The 15849-nt window shown below is 61.4% G+C and carries 17 protein-coding genes and 1 pseudogene; 8 read left to right on the forward strand and 10 right to left on the reverse strand.

The features are described from left to right. Positions 1-164 precede the first annotated feature (164 nt). The 6 genes and pseudogenes from ACP6KB_RS26730 to ACP6KB_RS26755 all read right to left on the reverse strand — a co-directional run. Complete coding sequence (locus ACP6KB_RS26730) at positions 165-1403, reverse strand: heme biosynthesis protein HemY (protein WP_442110693.1); 1239 nt, start codon at positions 1401-1403, stop codon at positions 165-167. Next, positions 1400-2494, reverse strand: a complete 1095-nt coding sequence (locus tag ACP6KB_RS26735; RefSeq protein ID WP_442110695.1) for a uroporphyrinogen-III C-methyltransferase — start codon at positions 2492-2494, stop codon at positions 1400-1402. Before ACP6KB_RS26735 ends, ACP6KB_RS26730 begins: the two co-directional genes overlap by 4 nt. 45 nt (positions 2495-2539) lie before the next feature. Then, positions 2540-3307: a uroporphyrinogen-III synthase gene (locus ACP6KB_RS26740; RefSeq protein WP_442110697.1), complete on the reverse strand. Its 768-nt coding sequence runs from the start codon at positions 3305-3307 to the stop codon at positions 2540-2542. Next, complete coding sequence (hemC, locus tag ACP6KB_RS26745) at positions 3304-4245, reverse strand: hydroxymethylbilane synthase (RefSeq protein ID WP_442110699.1); 942 nt, start codon at positions 4243-4245, stop codon at positions 3304-3306. The genes ACP6KB_RS26740 and hemC overlap by 4 nt, the downstream gene beginning before the upstream one ends. Before the next feature lie 117 nt (positions 4246-4362). After that, complete coding sequence (locus ACP6KB_RS26750) at positions 4363-5109, reverse strand: LytR/AlgR family response regulator transcription factor (protein ID WP_442110701.1); 747 nt, start codon at positions 5107-5109, stop codon at positions 4363-4365. Continuing rightward, positions 5106-5212: pseudogene (locus tag ACP6KB_RS26755) on the reverse strand (sensor histidine kinase); the annotation flags it as partial. The pseudogene ACP6KB_RS26755 and the gene ACP6KB_RS26750, both read right to left, overlap by 4 nt. A 219-nt stretch (positions 5213-5431) precedes the next feature. On the opposite strand from ACP6KB_RS26755, the gene argH reads away from it, so the two are divergent. Beyond that, positions 5432-6826: an argininosuccinate lyase gene (argH, locus tag ACP6KB_RS26760; protein ID WP_442110703.1), complete on the forward strand. Its 1395-nt coding sequence runs from the start codon at positions 5432-5434 to the stop codon at positions 6824-6826. A gap of 54 nt (positions 6827-6880) precedes the next feature. On the opposite strand, the gene ACP6KB_RS26765 is transcribed toward argH, so the two are convergent. Next, positions 6881-7546 (reverse strand): glutathione S-transferase family protein, encoded by a 666-nt coding sequence (locus ACP6KB_RS26765; protein WP_442110705.1) that lies wholly within the window; start codon positions 7544-7546, stop codon positions 6881-6883. Positions 7547-7694: 148 nt separating this feature from the next. Here ACP6KB_RS26765 and ACP6KB_RS26770 point away from each other — a divergent pair, with 148 nt between their 5' ends. The 4 genes from ACP6KB_RS26770 to ACP6KB_RS26785 all read left to right on the forward strand — a co-directional run bounded on the left by ACP6KB_RS26770 (position 7695) and on the right by ACP6KB_RS26785 (position 12255). Beyond that, positions 7695-7979: a hypothetical protein gene (locus ACP6KB_RS26770; RefSeq protein ID WP_442110707.1), complete on the forward strand. Its 285-nt coding sequence runs from the start codon at positions 7695-7697 to the stop codon at positions 7977-7979. Between the two features lie 84 nt (positions 7980-8063). After that, entirely contained in the window at positions 8064-8309 is a 246-nt protein-coding gene (locus ACP6KB_RS26775) for a TIGR02647 family protein (protein WP_442110709.1), read from the forward strand. A gap of 138 nt (positions 8310-8447) precedes the next feature. Continuing rightward, a complete protein-coding gene (locus ACP6KB_RS26780; RefSeq protein WP_442110711.1) occupies positions 8448-11330 on the forward strand; it encodes a class I adenylate cyclase in 2883 nt (960 codons plus the stop codon). 82 nt (positions 11331-11412) lie between these two features. Next, complete coding sequence (locus ACP6KB_RS26785) at positions 11413-12255, forward strand: hypothetical protein (RefSeq protein WP_442110713.1); 843 nt, start codon at positions 11413-11415, stop codon at positions 12253-12255. A 47-nt stretch (positions 12256-12302) separates the two neighbouring features. Here ACP6KB_RS26785 and rnk read toward each other — a convergent pair whose 3' ends face one another. From rnk to cyaY, 3 genes are all read right to left on the reverse strand, one after another. Beyond that, positions 12303-12722: a nucleoside diphosphate kinase regulator gene (gene rnk / locus ACP6KB_RS26790; RefSeq protein WP_442110715.1), complete on the reverse strand. Its 420-nt coding sequence runs from the start codon at positions 12720-12722 to the stop codon at positions 12303-12305. A 133-nt stretch (positions 12723-12855) separates the two neighbouring features. Next, entirely contained in the window at positions 12856-13077 is a 222-nt protein-coding gene (locus ACP6KB_RS26795) for a DUF1289 domain-containing protein (RefSeq protein WP_442110717.1), read from the reverse strand. Position 13078: 1 nt separating this feature from the next. Further along, entirely contained in the window at positions 13079-13411 is a 333-nt protein-coding gene (gene cyaY, locus ACP6KB_RS26800; RefSeq protein WP_442110719.1) for an iron donor protein CyaY, read from the reverse strand. Positions 13412-13606: 195 nt separating this feature from the next. Here cyaY and lptM point away from each other — a divergent pair, with 195 nt between their 5' ends. Genes lptM through dapF form a run of 3 tightly spaced genes read left to right on the forward strand, consistent with a single transcriptional unit; the run spans position 13607 to position 15836 of the window. After that, entirely contained in the window at positions 13607-13744 is a 138-nt protein-coding gene (gene lptM, locus ACP6KB_RS26805; protein WP_442110723.1) for an LPS translocon maturation chaperone LptM, read from the forward strand. Positions 13745-13753: 9 nt separating this feature from the next. Continuing rightward, positions 13754-15001 (forward strand): diaminopimelate decarboxylase, encoded by a 1248-nt coding sequence (gene lysA / locus ACP6KB_RS26810; RefSeq protein ID WP_442110725.1) that lies wholly within the window; start codon positions 13754-13756, stop codon positions 14999-15001. A 4-nt stretch (positions 15002-15005) separates the two neighbouring features. After that, positions 15006-15836 carry a diaminopimelate epimerase gene (gene dapF, locus ACP6KB_RS26815; protein WP_442110727.1) on the forward strand — a complete coding sequence of 277 codons (831 nt, stop codon included), beginning with the start codon at positions 15006-15008 and terminating at the stop codon, positions 15834-15836. Positions 15837-15849 lie beyond the last annotated feature (13 nt).

The following is a 15849-nucleotide window of genomic DNA, read 5'->3' on the forward strand; positions in this document are numbered from 1 at the left end:
TTGTTTCAAGGCGCGACAAATAAGGCAACTCCCTGAAGAGAAAGGGAATAATCGCTTAGAGGAGTAGTTATTTCGTCTGACTTTGTCAGATATAGAAACTTGTAGCTGTAGGGACTTTCTGAAAGGCCTTGGGCTCGCGCATTACGCACAAGCCCAAGGGTGAATCATGCTTGTACTGCGCCCGGCAAAGGCAAGGCTAGCAGTCGCTTGTCCAGCAAGCCCAAGCCTTCTTGAAACAGCTGGTTGCTGCGCTCGGAATCACCCAGCCCGGCCAATAAACGCGCAAGCTCTGCACAGGCCTCAGGGTTACGTTGAAGGCGCAAACTACTTTCCAGGTAATCACGCGCCTTGCCCCACAGGCGATTCTGCAGGCTCAAACGCCCCAAGGTAAGCAGCAGGCCGGGATCATCGGCATGCGCCTTCAACCAGCCTTCGGCCGTCTGCAACTGGCGTGCGGGGTCTGCGCCACGCACCAGGCCATAGAGCCGCGCCAAGTGGCTTTCATACTCACGCTTGAGTGCAGTGCGCAGGGCCTTTTCCGCCTCGCTTTCGGCACCCAGCTGACGCAACTGCTCGGCATAGGCCAACACCAGTTGCGGCTCCTGGCGCTGCGCCGTCGTGAGCTGCTGCCAGGCCCGCTCCAGCGCCTGCAGAGCGCTTTGCTCTTCACCTTCACGGCTGGCGGCCAGGCTCAGGTTTTCACCCCAGGCGCGTTGCTCCAGCTCGGCCAGCTCGGATGCAGGCAATACCTTGCCTTTGCGCAGCTCCGGCATCAGGCGGATCAGTGCCGACCAGTCGCCACGTTCGCGGTACAGGCGCTGCAGCAACCTGAGCACCTGAGCGTTATGCGGATGACGTTCCTGCATGGCCTGCAAGGTCACCAGCGCCGCATCGCTCTCACCATGGTCCAGTTGCAGCTGGGCATGGCTCAAGGCAATCGCCAGCTCTGCTTGCGGCTGGCGCTCCAGGGCGCGCTCAAGCAGGCTGTCACGCTCTTCGATGCGCCCCAGTTCGTTGGCGGCTCGCGCCGCACCGAGGTAGTACAGCAACGGTTGGCGTTCAGCTTCGGCGGCGCGCTGCAGGTGGCGCTGGGCGCTGGCCCAACGACCTTCTGCGAGGTCCAGCTGACCCTGCTCGATAGCCAGCCGGGTACGACGGCTGCGGTTGCGCCGCGACCACGGGTTGACCACACCGCTGGACGTCAGCACCAGGCCGACCAGGTAGCGCACCAGCAGCACCGCGAGAATGATGCTGGCCAGCACCGCCAGCGCGGCCCAGAGCCCCGATTGATAGCGAAAGCTGCCGTACGAAATCAGCACATAACCGCTGTGCTTGGCGATCGCGATCCCGAGTGCGGCAGCGACCGCAATGGCCACCACCGCCAACAGGTAGACGCGCTTCATGGCTTGGCCTCCTCGGCTGGCAGGTGCCGACGCTCAAGGTAGGCCTGCACCGCGCTGAGGCTGTCGGCCAGGTCCGGAACCACCACCGACACCGGCTCCTCAGCCAAGGCATTGAGGCTGTCGAGCATCGCCTTGCTCTGCGGGTTGTCAGGGTTGAAGTTGGCCAGCAAGACACTGCGCGCATCATCCAGGGCCTGGGTGTAGACCTTGGCCTCACCATTGAGCGCAGCCCACTGCGCCTGCTCGATAGTCAGGCTCAGGGCCAGACGCAATTGGTTCAGCGACTGCCCGGCCAGCAACGGACGTACATTGTCGTCCACGTCGAAATCGATCTGGAAGTACTTGGTCATCTCTGCCCACCACTGCGACCAGCGGCTGGCGCCATCGCCATCGGCGGTCAACGCGCCGAGGGCATCGGCATTACTGTCGAACTCGGGCGACTGAGCACTGAGCTGCTGCACCAGTTCACGCTGAGCCGCCAGCTTCAGGAACAACCCGGTGCGATCCGGCTGCTGCACGCTGTTGAGGGTCGCCAGGCTCTTGGCCAACTGCTCGCGGGCGGCGAAGGCACCCGGGTCGCTCTGCTCACGCAAAATATCATCGGCACCCTGCACCAGCGCACGGGCGCTGACGATGTCTTGCAGGGCCGACAAGCGCAAGCTGGCCAGGCGCAGCAAATGCTCCGCCTCCGCCAGGCGCCAGTCTTTGCGGCTGGCGCCGAGAATGGTTTCCAGGCGCTGGCTCAAGCGCTGCTGATCGCCCTGCAATTGCGCCACCAGACGGCGACGGTCTTCCAGTTCATTGGCCGCAGGCAAACTGGCCAACTGTGCGGATATCTGTTGCTCGCGCAACTGCAGCGCCTGGGTCTTTTCGCTCAAGGATTGCAGGTATTGCCCCTGGCCTTGTTCAGCACCCTGGAGCTGGCGCACTTGCCATACGCCCCAACCACCGACGGCTACGCCTGCGGCGCCAAGCAGCAGCGCGAAGATTGCCAGACCATTGCCTGAACGTTTGCCCGGCGGGGTGGCAGCGGGTTCGGACGCCGCGGGCGTCGATTGCAAGTCATCGTTGGGCAAGACAGTTTCGCTCACGTATCCATCCTTTGCATTGGGCTCGTCGCCAATCAGCTTAGCGCTTCAGAGGGCAGGTGCAGGCATTTGCTGCAGCGCTGCCAACAACGCCGCGGCACTGGCGCCGCGACAGTCCACTACATTCTGTGCCCCGGCATCCCGGGCTTGCGCGGCAACGCGCGGGCTGGGAACGAACAGCGTCAGCTGTGCAAGCTGCGGCCAGTCATTCCCGGCCAACTGCCGCAAATGTTCAAAACCCTGCCCACTGCTGACCACCAGGCCGTTCAGGCGTTCCGCAGTTACACGGGCAGGCAGCACACCGTGCGGGTAAGTCGGCAGCAGGCGGCGATAGAGTTGCAGATAATCGACACTAGCACCTTGCTCGCTGAGACGCTCGGCAAGCAATTCGCGCCCGCCTTCGCCGCGCATGATCAGCACCCGTGGTGCCGGGCCAGCCATTGCCTGGTGCAACGCTGGAAGTTGCAGCAGTGCTTCGCTGTCGTCTCCGGCAGCCGGGTAGCTGACCTGGCAGCCACTGGCTTCGAGCACCTGCGCAGAGGCAGCGCCCACGGTAAACCAGGCCTGCTTGGGCAGTTGCGGCCAGAACCGGGACAACGCCGCCAGCCCAAGACGGGCTGCCGGCTTGCTGACCACGATGATCGCGGCGTAGCGATCCACGCCACGCGCCACGTCCAGCTGCGCTTGATCCAGGCTCAGCGCCTCGATTTCAAGCAGCGGCAGACTGCTGCTGGCAATGCCTTGCTCGGCCAACACCTGCGCCAGCGCAGCGCATTCTTCCGCTGGCCGGGTCAGGAGCAGACGCCAGCTGCTCACGGGTGGCCGGCCTCGCCATAAACGGCTTTGAGGATTTCTTCGGCGCCTTGTTTGAGCAGGTCTTCGGCAACCTGCACACCCAGCGCTTCGGCATCCTGGCGCGGGGCCCGGGCTTGGGCGCACAGCAGCTTGCCGCCACTCGGCTCACCGACCAGGCCACGCAGCCACAGCTGATCGCCTTCAAGCACGGCATAACAGGCAATCGGCACCTGGCAACCGCCATTGAGGTGTTTGTTGAGCGCTCGCTCAGCAACCACGCGGTCAGCAGTGTCCTGATGGTGCAGTGGCGCCAGCAGGGCATGGATCTCGCTGTCTGCACTGCGGCATTCGATGCCCACGGCACCTTGGCCACCCGCAGGCAGGCTGTCTTCGATGCTGATACCTGAGGTGATGCGATCTTCAAAGCCCAGGCGGATCAAACCGGCTGCGGCCAGGATGATTGCGTCGTACTCACCGGCATCGAGCTTGGCCAGGCGCGTGTTGACGTTGCCGCGCAGAAAACGGATTTCAAGGTCAGGGCGACGGGTCAGCAACTGGGCCTGGCGGCGCAGGCTGGAGGTACCGACGATACTGCCAGCTGGCAGCTCATCAAGGCTCTTGAAGGTGTTGGAAACAAAGGCGTCACGCGGGTCTTCGCGCTCGCAGATGCAGTACAGGCCCAGGCCTTGCGGGAAGTCCATGGGCACGTCTTTCATGGAGTGCACCGCGATATCGGCCTGGTTTTCCAGGAGCGCGGTTTCCAGTTCCTTGACGAACAAGCCCTTGCCACCGATTTTCGACAACGGTGAGTCGAGCAGCTTGTCACCCCGGCTGACCATCGGCACCAGCGTGACCAGCAAACCTGGGTGGGCCTGCTCCAGGCGGGCTTTGACGTATTCGGCCTGCCACAGGGCAAGGGCACTTTTGCGTGTGGCGATGCGGATTTCACGAGTGGACATGGATCGATCCGTACAAGATAGATGTAACGGATGATAACAGCTCAGTCCGACCCACTTGCAGATCTATGTCACTGGGAGAATGGACCATCCTTGGTAGGAAAATTCTCCAGGCCCGGCCTAAAGCTGCCGCATCATGTTGCGCACACCGGCCACATGCCGACGGCTGACAATCAATGCGTCGCCATTAAGGCCTTTGAGAAACAGTTGAAAGTGCCCAAGCGGCGTGCGCTGCAGACGCTCGATACGGTTGCGCGCGACCAGTGCATTGCGGTGAATACGCACGAAGCGTTCGCCAAATTCGTCTTCCAGGGCCTTGAGCGGCTCATCCAGGAGCACTTCGCCAGAATCGTGGCGCAAGGTCACGTATTTGTGGTCGGCGATGAAATAGATCACCTGGTCCAGGGGGATCAGCTCGATGCCCTTGCGGGTCCGCGCACTGATATGGCTGCGCGGGCCACTGCCGCTCTCGGCGGCCGGACGGGTCAGCGCCGCCAGTTGGACCCGGCTGGGCCGCTCGGCCTTGCGCAACGCTTCGCGCAGGGCATCGGCGGTCACCGGCTTGAGCACATAACCCAAGGTGCTGTCGGTAAAGGACTGTACGGTGAACTCGTCGTCACTGGTACAGAACACGACTGCCGGCGGGGCTTCGCGCTCGCAGAGGCGCGCGGCGACCTGCAAGCCATCCATACCCGGCATGCGGATGTCGAGCAAGACCACCTCGGGTTTGAGGCTGTCGATCAGGGCCAGAGCCTCTTCACCATTGCTGGCACTGGGCTCCAGTACTGTATAGCCTCCCAGTTCACCTAGCAGTCGGCTCAGGCGTTCCCGGGCTTGGGGTTCGTCATCAACGATCAGGACATTCATATTGCGCTGGATTCCTGCGTGAGTCTCGCACAAGGGTAGCGTAGACAAGTGAGGTACGACCGTCACGGCGATCCACGCTCAGACTCGCACGAAGGCTAAAGATTCACTGGTTCGGCTGGAAACATGCCGATCCTCTGTCCAACTGTAGACGGTTGGCGCAACACTGCCGTTCAATCGATAAATATCCTGTTGCAAGCGTGCTGTCGCGCACCTTTGCTGCGACACATTCACGCATTTGCACCGACCGCCGTCCTGCGGCACAGCCGCTAACCCTGTTATCATCGACACCACTTTTCCGTTCACGCCTTCAACGAGTGAATCCATGAGCACCGACAAGACCAATCAGTCCTGGGGCGGCCGCTTCAGTGAGCCCGTCGACGCCTTCGTCGCCCGTTTCACCGCCTCCGTCAATTTTGACCAGCGCCTGTACCGCCACGACATCATGGGTTCGATCGCCCACGCCACCATGCTGGCGAAGGTCGGCGTGCTGACCGATGCCGAGCGCGACACCATCATCGATGGCCTGAAAACCATCCAGGGCGAGATCGAAGCCGGTAACTTCGACTGGCGCGTCGACCTTGAAGACGTGCACATGAACATCGAAGCACGCCTGACCGACCGCATCGGCATCACCGGTAAAAAACTGCACACCGGCCGTAGCCGTAACGACCAGGTCGCTACCGACATCCGCTTGTGGCTGCGTGACGAGATCGACCTGATCCTGGCCGAAATCACCCGCCTGCAAAAAGGTCTGCTGGAACAAGCCGAGCGCGAAGCCGAAACCATCATGCCCGGCTTCACCCACCTGCAAACCGCTCAGCCTGTGACCTTCGGCCACCATCTGCTGGCCTGGTTCGAAATGCTCAGCCGTGACTATGAGCGTCTGGTCGATTGCCGCAAGCGCACCAACCGCATGCCGCTGGGCAGCGCTGCGCTGGCGGGCACCACCTACCCGATCGATCGCGAACTGACCTGCCAGCTGCTGGGCTTCGAAGCCGTAGGCGGCAACTCGCTGGACGGCGTTTCCGACCGCGACTTCGCCATTGAATTCTGCGCCGCGGCCAGCGTGGCAATGATGCACCTGTCGCGCTTCTCCGAAGAGCTGGTGCTGTGGACCAGCGCCCAGTTCCAGTTCATCGACCTGCCCGACCGCTTCTGCACCGGCAGCTCGATCATGCCGCAGAAGAAGAACCCGGACGTTCCGGAGCTGGTTCGCGGCAAGACCGGCCGCGTATTCGGTGCCCTCACCGGCCTGTTGACCCTGATGAAAGGCCAGCCGCTGGCTTACAACAAGGACAACCAGGAAGACAAAGAGCCGCTGTTCGACGCCGCCGACACCCTGCGCGACTCGCTGCGTGCCTTTGCCGACATGATCCCGGCGATCAAGCCACGCCACGCAATCATGCGCGAAGCCGCCCTGCGTGGTTTCTCGACCGCCACTGACCTGGCCGATTACCTGGTGCGCCGCGGCCTGCCATTCCGTGACTGCCACGAAATCGTCGGCCACGCGGTCAAGTACGGGGTCGACAGCGGTAAAGACCTGGCCGAAATGAGCCTGGACGAACTGCGTCAGTTCAGCGACCAGATCGAGCAGGACGTGTTCGCGGTGCTGACGCTGGAAGGTTCGGTCAACGCCCGTAACCACATCGGCGGTACCGCACCGGCCCAGGTGCGCGCTGCGGTTGCTCGCGGTCAGGCCCTGCTGGCCAGCCGCTGAGTCACTGAACAGGCTCGTCGGCGCAATGCCGCGAGCCTGCTGCTGGTGTGCAGGCTAGCGCTTGCCGCCACGCACCATCTCAAGGAACGCCGGCATTTGCGCGTCCTTGTCTGCGGCGATTTTCTGCACGTTAGGGTTCTGCTTGAAGTGTTTGAGCAGGGCCTTGGCCTGCGGGAAGTCCGCCAACAGGTCCATGTCGAACACCTCTTTGCCCACTGCACTGGCCAAATCCAGGCTGAAGCAGAACATCACATCGGCAAGGGTCATCTGGTTACCGGCAACGTAAGGCGAGAACGCGCCGTTGCGCTTGAGGGTCTGCACCCCAGCCAGCAGTTCTGCCTTGGCTTTTTCTTTGATCGCCGGGTCAACCTTGGCACCAAAGAAGGCCTCGGGATAACAGGCACGGGCGGGCAGTTCGATATACAGCTCGATTTCCTTGACCAGCTCGCGCACCTTGGCCTGGGCAAAGGCATCAGCCGGCAGCAGGGCTTTCTCGCCGGGCTGGGTCTGTTCGATGTAATCGAGGATCAGGTTGGTTTCGCTGAGAAAGCCATGCTCAGTCTCCAGCACGGGCACCTTGCCGCGCGGACTGACCTTCAGCGCCTCCGGGCTCTGGCCGCCAAAAAACAGCACTTCTTCGAACGCAACGCCTTTTTCCAACAGCGCCAGCTTGACCATGTTGTAGTAATTGCTGACGGCAAATCCATGAAGCTTAAGCATGAAAACAGCCTCCAGGCCGCAAAGGGGGTTGGCCGAGTTGTTATAGCCCCATGCCCGGTTACTGACCAGCATCATGGCGTTTGTCGATAGCAAGGCATTGGCGTCTGGCTCGTGGCAAACTGAGCATCCCTTGAAAGGAGATTCGCCCATGAGCGAGCCAACCGATATCGACAACGACGAAGAAGAGTTCGCCGAGTCGACCTTGATCGAAGCGATCGAAAACCAGATCGAAAGCGATAACCCGCCTGCGGCCAAAGCCACCTTCAACAAACTCACCCTCGTCGGTTACGAGCGCGAAGACATCCTCAACCTCATGGCCCACGTGCTGGCCTACGAGATCGATGCGATGCTTGAAGATGACCGCGCTTTTGACACTCAGTGGTATGAGACCGCCTTGCGCGCCCTGCCTGAGCTGCCACCTGAAAAGGACTGAAGCAAAGCAGGATTTCCCTGACTACACTGCAAAACCAGGCACCGCCAACGGTGCTGCCCTCCTTGTCTGGAAGTCGGAGTTTCTATGTCGTTTACCCCCGATCTGATTGCCGAGCTGGAAGTCCTTGCCCTGTTCAACCTGGATAGCACCCAGGAAGGTATCAAGGTTCATAACACCGCTTCGAAAGCGCTTATCGACGCCGCCCAGCGCCTGTACGACAAACAACTGACCGACCAGCCTGATGGCGGTTACCTGACCAGCCTGGGGCATGATGCGGCTGAGCATGCGCAGCAGCTGTTGACCATTTTGAACGTCACTCAGCCGGCCTGAGAACACTGTAAATCGCGGGGCAAGCCCGCTCCTACCGGGTGGGAGCGGGCTTGCCCCGCGACGCGTTAATAAAATGGCGTCAAATTTCAATTAGCGCTTAAACTTGCCCGTGCTCCCTGACGGCCGGTTTAGCCCGCAATGAACCACCCCCACGAAATCCGCCCCGACCTTGACCAGGGCATCGACCGCAAAGTGCTCAGCCAGCTGCGCACGCGCTTTCTGACGCTCAATCAGGGCCGTTTGGCGCGCGCCATGGAAGGGTTGTCGAGCCGTCAGCAGCAAGTGCTGACCCTGCTGCCGCTGTTCTTGCACGTCAATCACCCCCTACTGCCCGGGTACGTATCGGGAACCACGCCCGCAGGCGTTGCGAATTTTGAACCGGATAACCAGCTACTCGCCGAAGCCCAGCGCCTGACGCGCTCATTCGCCTATAAGCCGCGCCACGGCAATCCACCCCAGGCTATTCAAGGCTTGTTCCTGATGGGCAGCTTGGGCACCCTGGCCCAGGCCGAACAAAGCGATATGGACGTCTGGGTCTGCCATGCCACCGAGCTCAACGAGAGCGAGCTGGCAGAGCTGCGCAAGAAATGCCAACTCTTGGAAACATGGGCCGCCAGTCAGGGCGCCGAAGCCCATCTGTTTCTGATCGAGCCGCAAAGTTTTGCCAAGGGTGAGCGCGACAGCCAACTGAGCTCCGATGACTGCGGCACCACCCAGCACTACTTGCTGCTCGATGAGTTCTACCGCACCGCCATCTGGCTCGCCGGGCGCACACCGCTGTGGTGGATGGTGCCGACCTATGAAGAAGCCCGTTATCACCCGTACATCGCAACCCTGCTGTCCAAGCGTTTCGTCCGCCCCGAGGACAACCTCGATCTGGGCCATTTGGCGCACATACCAGCGGGTGAGTACGTCGGTGCAGGGCTGTGGCAGTTGTTCAAAGGCATCGAGTCGCCTTACAAATCGGTGCTCAAACTGCTCCTGACCGAGGCCTACGCCAGTGAACACCCGCAGGTACAGTGCCTGAGCCTGCAGTTCAAGCAGGCGGTGTTCGCCAATCGCCTCGATCTCGACGAACTTGATCCGTACATGATGGTGTACCGGCGTATTGAGCAGTACCTGCAAGGGCGTGGCGAACAACAACGCCTGGAACTGGTACGCCGCAGCCTGTACCTGAAAGTGAACAAGAAACTCACCGGCAGCGGACGCCAGCGCAGTGCCAGCTGGCAGCGCGACCTGCTCCAGCGCCTGACCCAGGAATGGGGCTGGGACGAACGCCAGCTGACCCTGCTCGACAGCCGTAACCAGTGGAAAGTGCGCCACGTTGCCGTCGAGCGCCGCGAACTGGTGGCCGAACTCAACTTCAGCTATCGCTTCCTGTGCCAGTTTGCCCGTAACCAAAACGTCGCCAGCTGCATCGATCAACGCGACCTCAGCGTGCTCGGACGGCGCCTGTACGCGGCCTTCGAGCGCCGTGCCGGCAAGGTTGAGTTCATCAACCCGGGGATCGCCCCGGACCTGGGCGAAGACACCCTGACGCTGGTCCAGTCGCCTAACCGCAAAGAGCCCGGGCACGTGCACTGGGGCCTGTACAACGGCAACCTGGGGGCTCATGAGTGGGAACATTTTGCGCCGATCAAGCGCTGCCGCGAGCTGCTTGAACTGCTGGCCTGGGCTCACCGCAATGGCGTGATCGACAGCAGCACACGCCTGGCCCTGCACCCAGGCAGCAGCGACTTGAGCGAGCACGAGCTGTTCAACCTGCTCGGTAGCCTGCAACAGGCTGTCGCCCTGCCCCTGGCGGAAGTCTGCGAGCAACGCCTGCTGCAGCCCAGCGTGGCTGACGAGGTGCTGCTGCTGATCAACGTCGGGGTCGATCCGCTGCGCCACCATCGCGACCTGAACATCCTGATGACCACCGAACGCACCGACTCGCTGAGCTATGCCGGGGTGCGTGAAAACCTGGTGCTAACCCTGGATCAGGTGACCCTCAACAGTTGGAACGAGGTACAGGTGCAGCGCTACGACGGCGAGCATGCCCTGCTGCGCTGCCTGCGTGACTACCTCAACAGCCTGGGGCATACCAAGCACCTGCCACGCTTGCAGGTACGCTGCTTCTGCCACAATCGCGCCCAGGCCATTGCCCAGCGGGTTGAAGACGTCTTCAGCACTGCCCAGGCGCTGTTAGCGCAGAACCTCAACCACCGTTACCTGCTGCAGGTCGAGCAATACACCCATGTCCTGGAACTGCAGGGCAACGCAGTGAATCTGGTCAGCCTTGATGATCAGGAGGCGCTACTGCGCTATCTGGGCAAGGAACGTAATAACTACAGCCCCCTGCACCTGGATGCCAACGCCCTGCAGGAGCTCGACCTGGCCCAACTCTTACCCCTGGGCCAAGCGCAGTGCATCCAGTTGTTCTACCGGGTACAGGACGGCTGGGTCGATGTTTACGTGCTGGACGAGCACAACGCGCTGTGGCAACAACGCCTGCCATTTCATGATGAAAGCAGCCTGTTACGGCCCCTGCAGCGCTTCTTGCAGTCGATCGTGTTTCGCCGCGAAGCACGCCTGCCGTTGGAGCGTCTGCAGGCCCGCGGCGCTCTGGATATTCTTTATTACCAATTGTTGCCATCAGGCCCTGGCAAGGTCCGCCAGGTGGAAAGCCGCCAGGTCGAGTTCACGACCCTCGACAAGCCGTACTACGAAGTGCAGGCGATTTTGCAGGCAGGCGCCAATGACGATGTGCAGGTCACGCTGTACTGCAACCAGCGCGAGTTTTCCCAGCTCGAACATGGCGATCAACTGTACACCGTGGTCGCCCGCGAGATCATCGAACAGCGCCGCGAGGCCGAACACTACCCTTGCTACATCACCGACCTGGACCTCTCCGAACTGCTGGCAGATGAGCAAGACTCGACCATCACCTACCTGCGATACAAACGCGAGCTGGAACAGGCGCTGAGCAACGGACTCAAGCAATTGCAGACGGCACAGGAAACGTCGAGCACACCGCAATGAATTGACTTGCGGTGCGTTTCCCGCTGCCTGTCAGCCCCCTGGCTGGCAAATGCTGCACACCTCTCAGAATAAGAGGTGTGACATGAACAAAGAAAATTGGATGGGTAACACCCCGGAGCTTGGCAGCTTACGCATCGATCAACTGATCCTGCCTGGCAGTCATGACTCCGGGATGGACAAGCAGATAGACAATCTGTGCGTCCCTCAAGAGATCACCCAAGATGTGTCGTGCATCGAACAGATCCGCGGGGGCATTCGCGTGCTGGATCTCAGAGTTCGGGCCTATCGTGAATACACCCCGGACTCGCCTTACCGTTACCAACTGTTCCACCTTACTTCGTCGGGACGAACCCTGTACGGCGATGTGATCAGCCAGTTGGAGCAGTTCTATCAGCAGCCTGCCAATGCCAAGGAAATCATCATCCTCGATTTCCATCAGTTCGACCGGTTCACGCCTCAAGAGCACCTGTGGCTACAGCAAGCGTTGCAGCCGCGCCTGGAACAACGCTTGATTCCCTGGTCGCTGAGCCACTTGACCCTGAATGAGCTGTGGCGTGATCACCCGGGCAAGACCGTGGTTGTGGCGTACAACGGCCCGAGCAGGCCCGAATACTGGCCCGGCGTTAAGCAGGTATGGATGGGTGAGAATACGCCCAGCACAGAAGAGCTGAAGGCCTTCATGGACGAAGCGGCAGCAAGCCGGGCATCAAGCGACTGGCTGACGTCGATCCAGTGCGCCAAGTACAACAAGGTGCTGTTCACTCCGGACGATTTCAGCGACAAGATCGACGAGTGGTTCGACTCCAAAGACCTGGACAGCTACATCCAGAACTTCCGCATCATCAACACCGATTGGTCGCTGCGCAGCCGCATCGTCGAGAACTGTGTCCACGCCAGCACACTGCGGGCGTTGAGCGTCAGGTAATCATGCCGTGATCGGTCGCCTATCCACAGACAGGCGACCGCGAGGCATCAGAGGTCGAAGTCGCCAGCCGCTTCTGGCTGGTACTCGACTTCCAGCAGCTTGAGCTTGAGGGTCTTGCCGCCTGGCGCTGGCCAGTCGATCTGTTCACCCACCGACAGGCCCAGCAGCGCGCTGCCGATCGGCGCCAGGATGGAGATCTTGCCTTCGTCTGCGTTGGCATCCTTGGGGTAGACCAGGGTCAGGTGGTAGTCCTTGCCGCTGGCTTCTTCGCGGCAATGAACCCGGGAGTTCATGGTCACGACACCGGCCGGCACTTCCTCGTGACTGACCAGCTCGGCCCGGTCCAGCTCATCCTGCAGGGCGAGCACACCCGGCGAGTCCTGCGTCTTTTCATCGAGGCTGTCGATCAGACGCTCGAGACGCTGAACGTCCAATCGGGTGACGATAATGGAAGGCGTGGTGCTCATGATCCAATCAGGCTCCTTTTTCTGAGCGGCATAAAGCAAAACCCCGCCCAAGGGCGGGGTTTGCAAGAACTCGGCACAGCCGAACTAAGTCCGACACTACCACAGCCAAGTAAATACACAATAGCTATAGGGTTTAGCTCGCCCCTGCCAACTGCCGGCGAACCTGAGCCTGCTGACAGATCTGCCGACGCTGCTGATCATCGGCCGAGCGCCACTGGCGAATGTCTTCGACATGGCGAAAACAGCCGATGCACACCTTGTGCTCGTCCAGTCGGCAGGTGCTGATGCAGGGCGACGGCACCGCCGGGCTGACGTTGCTGTAGAGCGGCTTGGCCGGTTTGGCTGCAGTGCTCATCTCAAATCTCGTCGAAGTCCAGCTTTTCGCCGACGCGTTCCCAGACAATCCGCTCCAGCATCTCGCCGAGCAGCTCTTCGCTTTTCTCGCAGACCCACTTGCCGCTGGCTTCGTCGTAGTCGAAGTGGAAACCACCGGACTTGTCGGCCAACCACAGCTGGCGCAGTGGTTCCTGGCGGCTGAAGATCAACTGGGCGCCGTCTTCGAACTTGATGGTCAGAATCCCCGCCGAGTTCTCCATGTCCAGATCCAGGTCCGTCTCATCGAACAGGTCTTCCAGTGCCTGTTGGGTCGCGTCGACCAGGTCGTGAAAACGCGCTTCGGTCAAACTCATTGCAAGAACCTCAAAAATGTCTGCACACACGCAAGCCGGGCAAGATACGAGTGCCGCGCGCCGAATGCAAAGGATAACGACCTGCGTCCACTGGCGCAGCTCCCCCCCCGCCCGACGGCGAGCTGCCTGCATAGGCAAGGCGGCGGGTGCTCGGTATACTCGGGCGCAATACTGCTTATTTCAAAGGATTACGCCATGAAGCGCCTGATCTCCTCCCTCGCGGCGCTCGTCGCGATTGCCTTGCTTGTGTCCGCCTGCGGCCAGAAGGGCCCGCTGTACCTGCCAGACGACAGTAAAGACGGTCAAAAGTCGCAATCGCACAAGCATCAGTAAGGGTAAACCATGGACGCTTTCAACTACCGCGACGATCAACTGTTCGCGGAAGGCGTGGCCCTGTCGGCCATCGCCGAACGTTTCGGTACACCAACCTACGTCTACTCGCGCGCCCACATCGAGGCCCAGTACCGTAGCTATGCCGACGCCCTGCAGGGCGTTTCGCACCTGGTGTGCTTTGCTGTCAAAGCCAACTCCAACCTGGGTGTGCTGAACCTGCTGGCGCGCCTGGGCGCAGGTTTCGATATCGTTTCCGGCGGTGAGCTGGAGCGTGTCCTGGCCGCTGGCGGCCGTGCCGACCGCGTGGTGTTCTCCGGTGTGGGTAAAACCCGCGAAGACATGCGCCGCGCCCTGGAAGTCGGCGTGCACTGCTTCAACGTCGAGTCCACCGACGAGCTGGAGCGCCTGCAAGTGGTTGCCGCCGAAATGGGCCTGCGTGCGCCTGTCTCGCTGCGGGTCAACCCGGACGTCGACGCCGGCACCCACCCGTACATTTCCACCGGCCTTAAAGAAAACAAGTTCGGTATCGCCATCGCCGATGCCGAAGAGGTGTACATCCGCGCCGCGCAGTTGCCTAACCTGGAAGTGATCGGTGTCGACTGCCACATCGGTTCGCAGCTCACCACCCTGGAACCCTTCCTCGATGCCCTCGACCGCCTGCTGGCGCTGATCGACCGCCTCGGCGACTGCGGCATCCTCCTGCGCCACCTCGACCTGGGCGGCGGTGTTGGCGTGCGTTACCGCGACGAAGAGCCGCCGCTGGCCGGCGACTACATCAAGGCCATTCGCGAGCGCGTCGGCGAGCGTGACCTGGCCCTGGTGTTCGAGCCTGGCCGTTACATCGTGGCCAACGCTGGCGTCCTGCTGACCCGCGTCGAATACCTCAAGCACACCGAACACAAAGACTTCGCCATTGTCGATGCGGCCATGAACGACCTGATCCGTCCGGCCCTGTACCAGGCCTGGATGAACGTCACCGCCGTGCAGCCTCGCGCGGGCGAAGGTCGCAACTATGACGTGGTCGGGCCGATCTGCGAAACCGGAGATTTCCTCGCCAAGGAGCGCACGCTCAACCTGGCCGAAGGCGATCTGCTGGCGGTGCACTCGGCGGGCGCCTATGGTTTTGTCATGAGCTCGAACTACAACACCCGTGGCCGTTGCGCCGAAGTGCTGGTCGATGGCGACCAGGCGTTCGAAGTACGTCGCCGGGAAACCGTAGCCGAGTTGTTTGCCGGCGAAAGCCTGCTGCCGGAGTAAACCCATGCTGCTGCGTTTTACCAAAATGCATGGGCTGGGCAATGACTTCATGGTCCTCGACCTGGTCAGCCAGCATGCGCACATCCTGCCCAAGCACGCCAAACAATGGGGTGATCGTCACACCGGTATCGGCTTCGACCAGTTGCTGATCGTCGAAGCACCGAGCAATCCGGAGGTGGACTTTCGCTACCGGATTTTCAACTCCGACGGCTCGGAAGTGGAGCAGTGCGGCAACGGCGCGCGCTGCTTCGCGCGCTTCGTGCTGGACAAGCGTCTGACCGCGAAGAAACGCATCCGCGTTGAAACCAAAGGCGGCATCATCGAACTGGATGTACGCAACGACGGGCAGATCTGCGTCGACATGGGCCCGCCTCGTCTGGCACCCGCCGAGATTCCGTTCGATGCACCGGCGCAGGCCTTGAGCTACCCGCTGGAGGTGGCCGGGCAACAGGTTGAACTGGCTGCCGTGTCGATGGGTAACCCCCACGCCGTACTACGGGTCAGCGACATCAACAGCGCGCCGGTTCACGACCTGGGGCCGAAAATCGAGCACCACCCGCGCTTCCCGCAGCGGGTCAATGTCGGCTTCATCCAGGTCATCGACCGCCATCGCGCCCAACTGCGCGTCTGGGAACGTGGCGCCGGGGAAACCCAGGCCTGCGGTACCGGCGCCTGCGCCGCCGCCGTGGCCGCAATCAGCCAGGGCTGGATGGATTCACCGTTACTGATCGACCTTCCCGGTGGGCGCCTGTCCATCGAATGGGAAGGCCCGGGCAAGCCGGTGCTGATGACCGGCCCAGCCGTGCGTGTATTTGAAGGACAGGTTCGTCTATGAGTGAGTGCCAACC

The organism is Pseudomonas sp. NUPR-001 (assembly GCF_052147955.1).
Taxonomy (GTDB): domain Bacteria; phylum Pseudomonadota; class Gammaproteobacteria; order Pseudomonadales; family Pseudomonadaceae; genus Aquipseudomonas.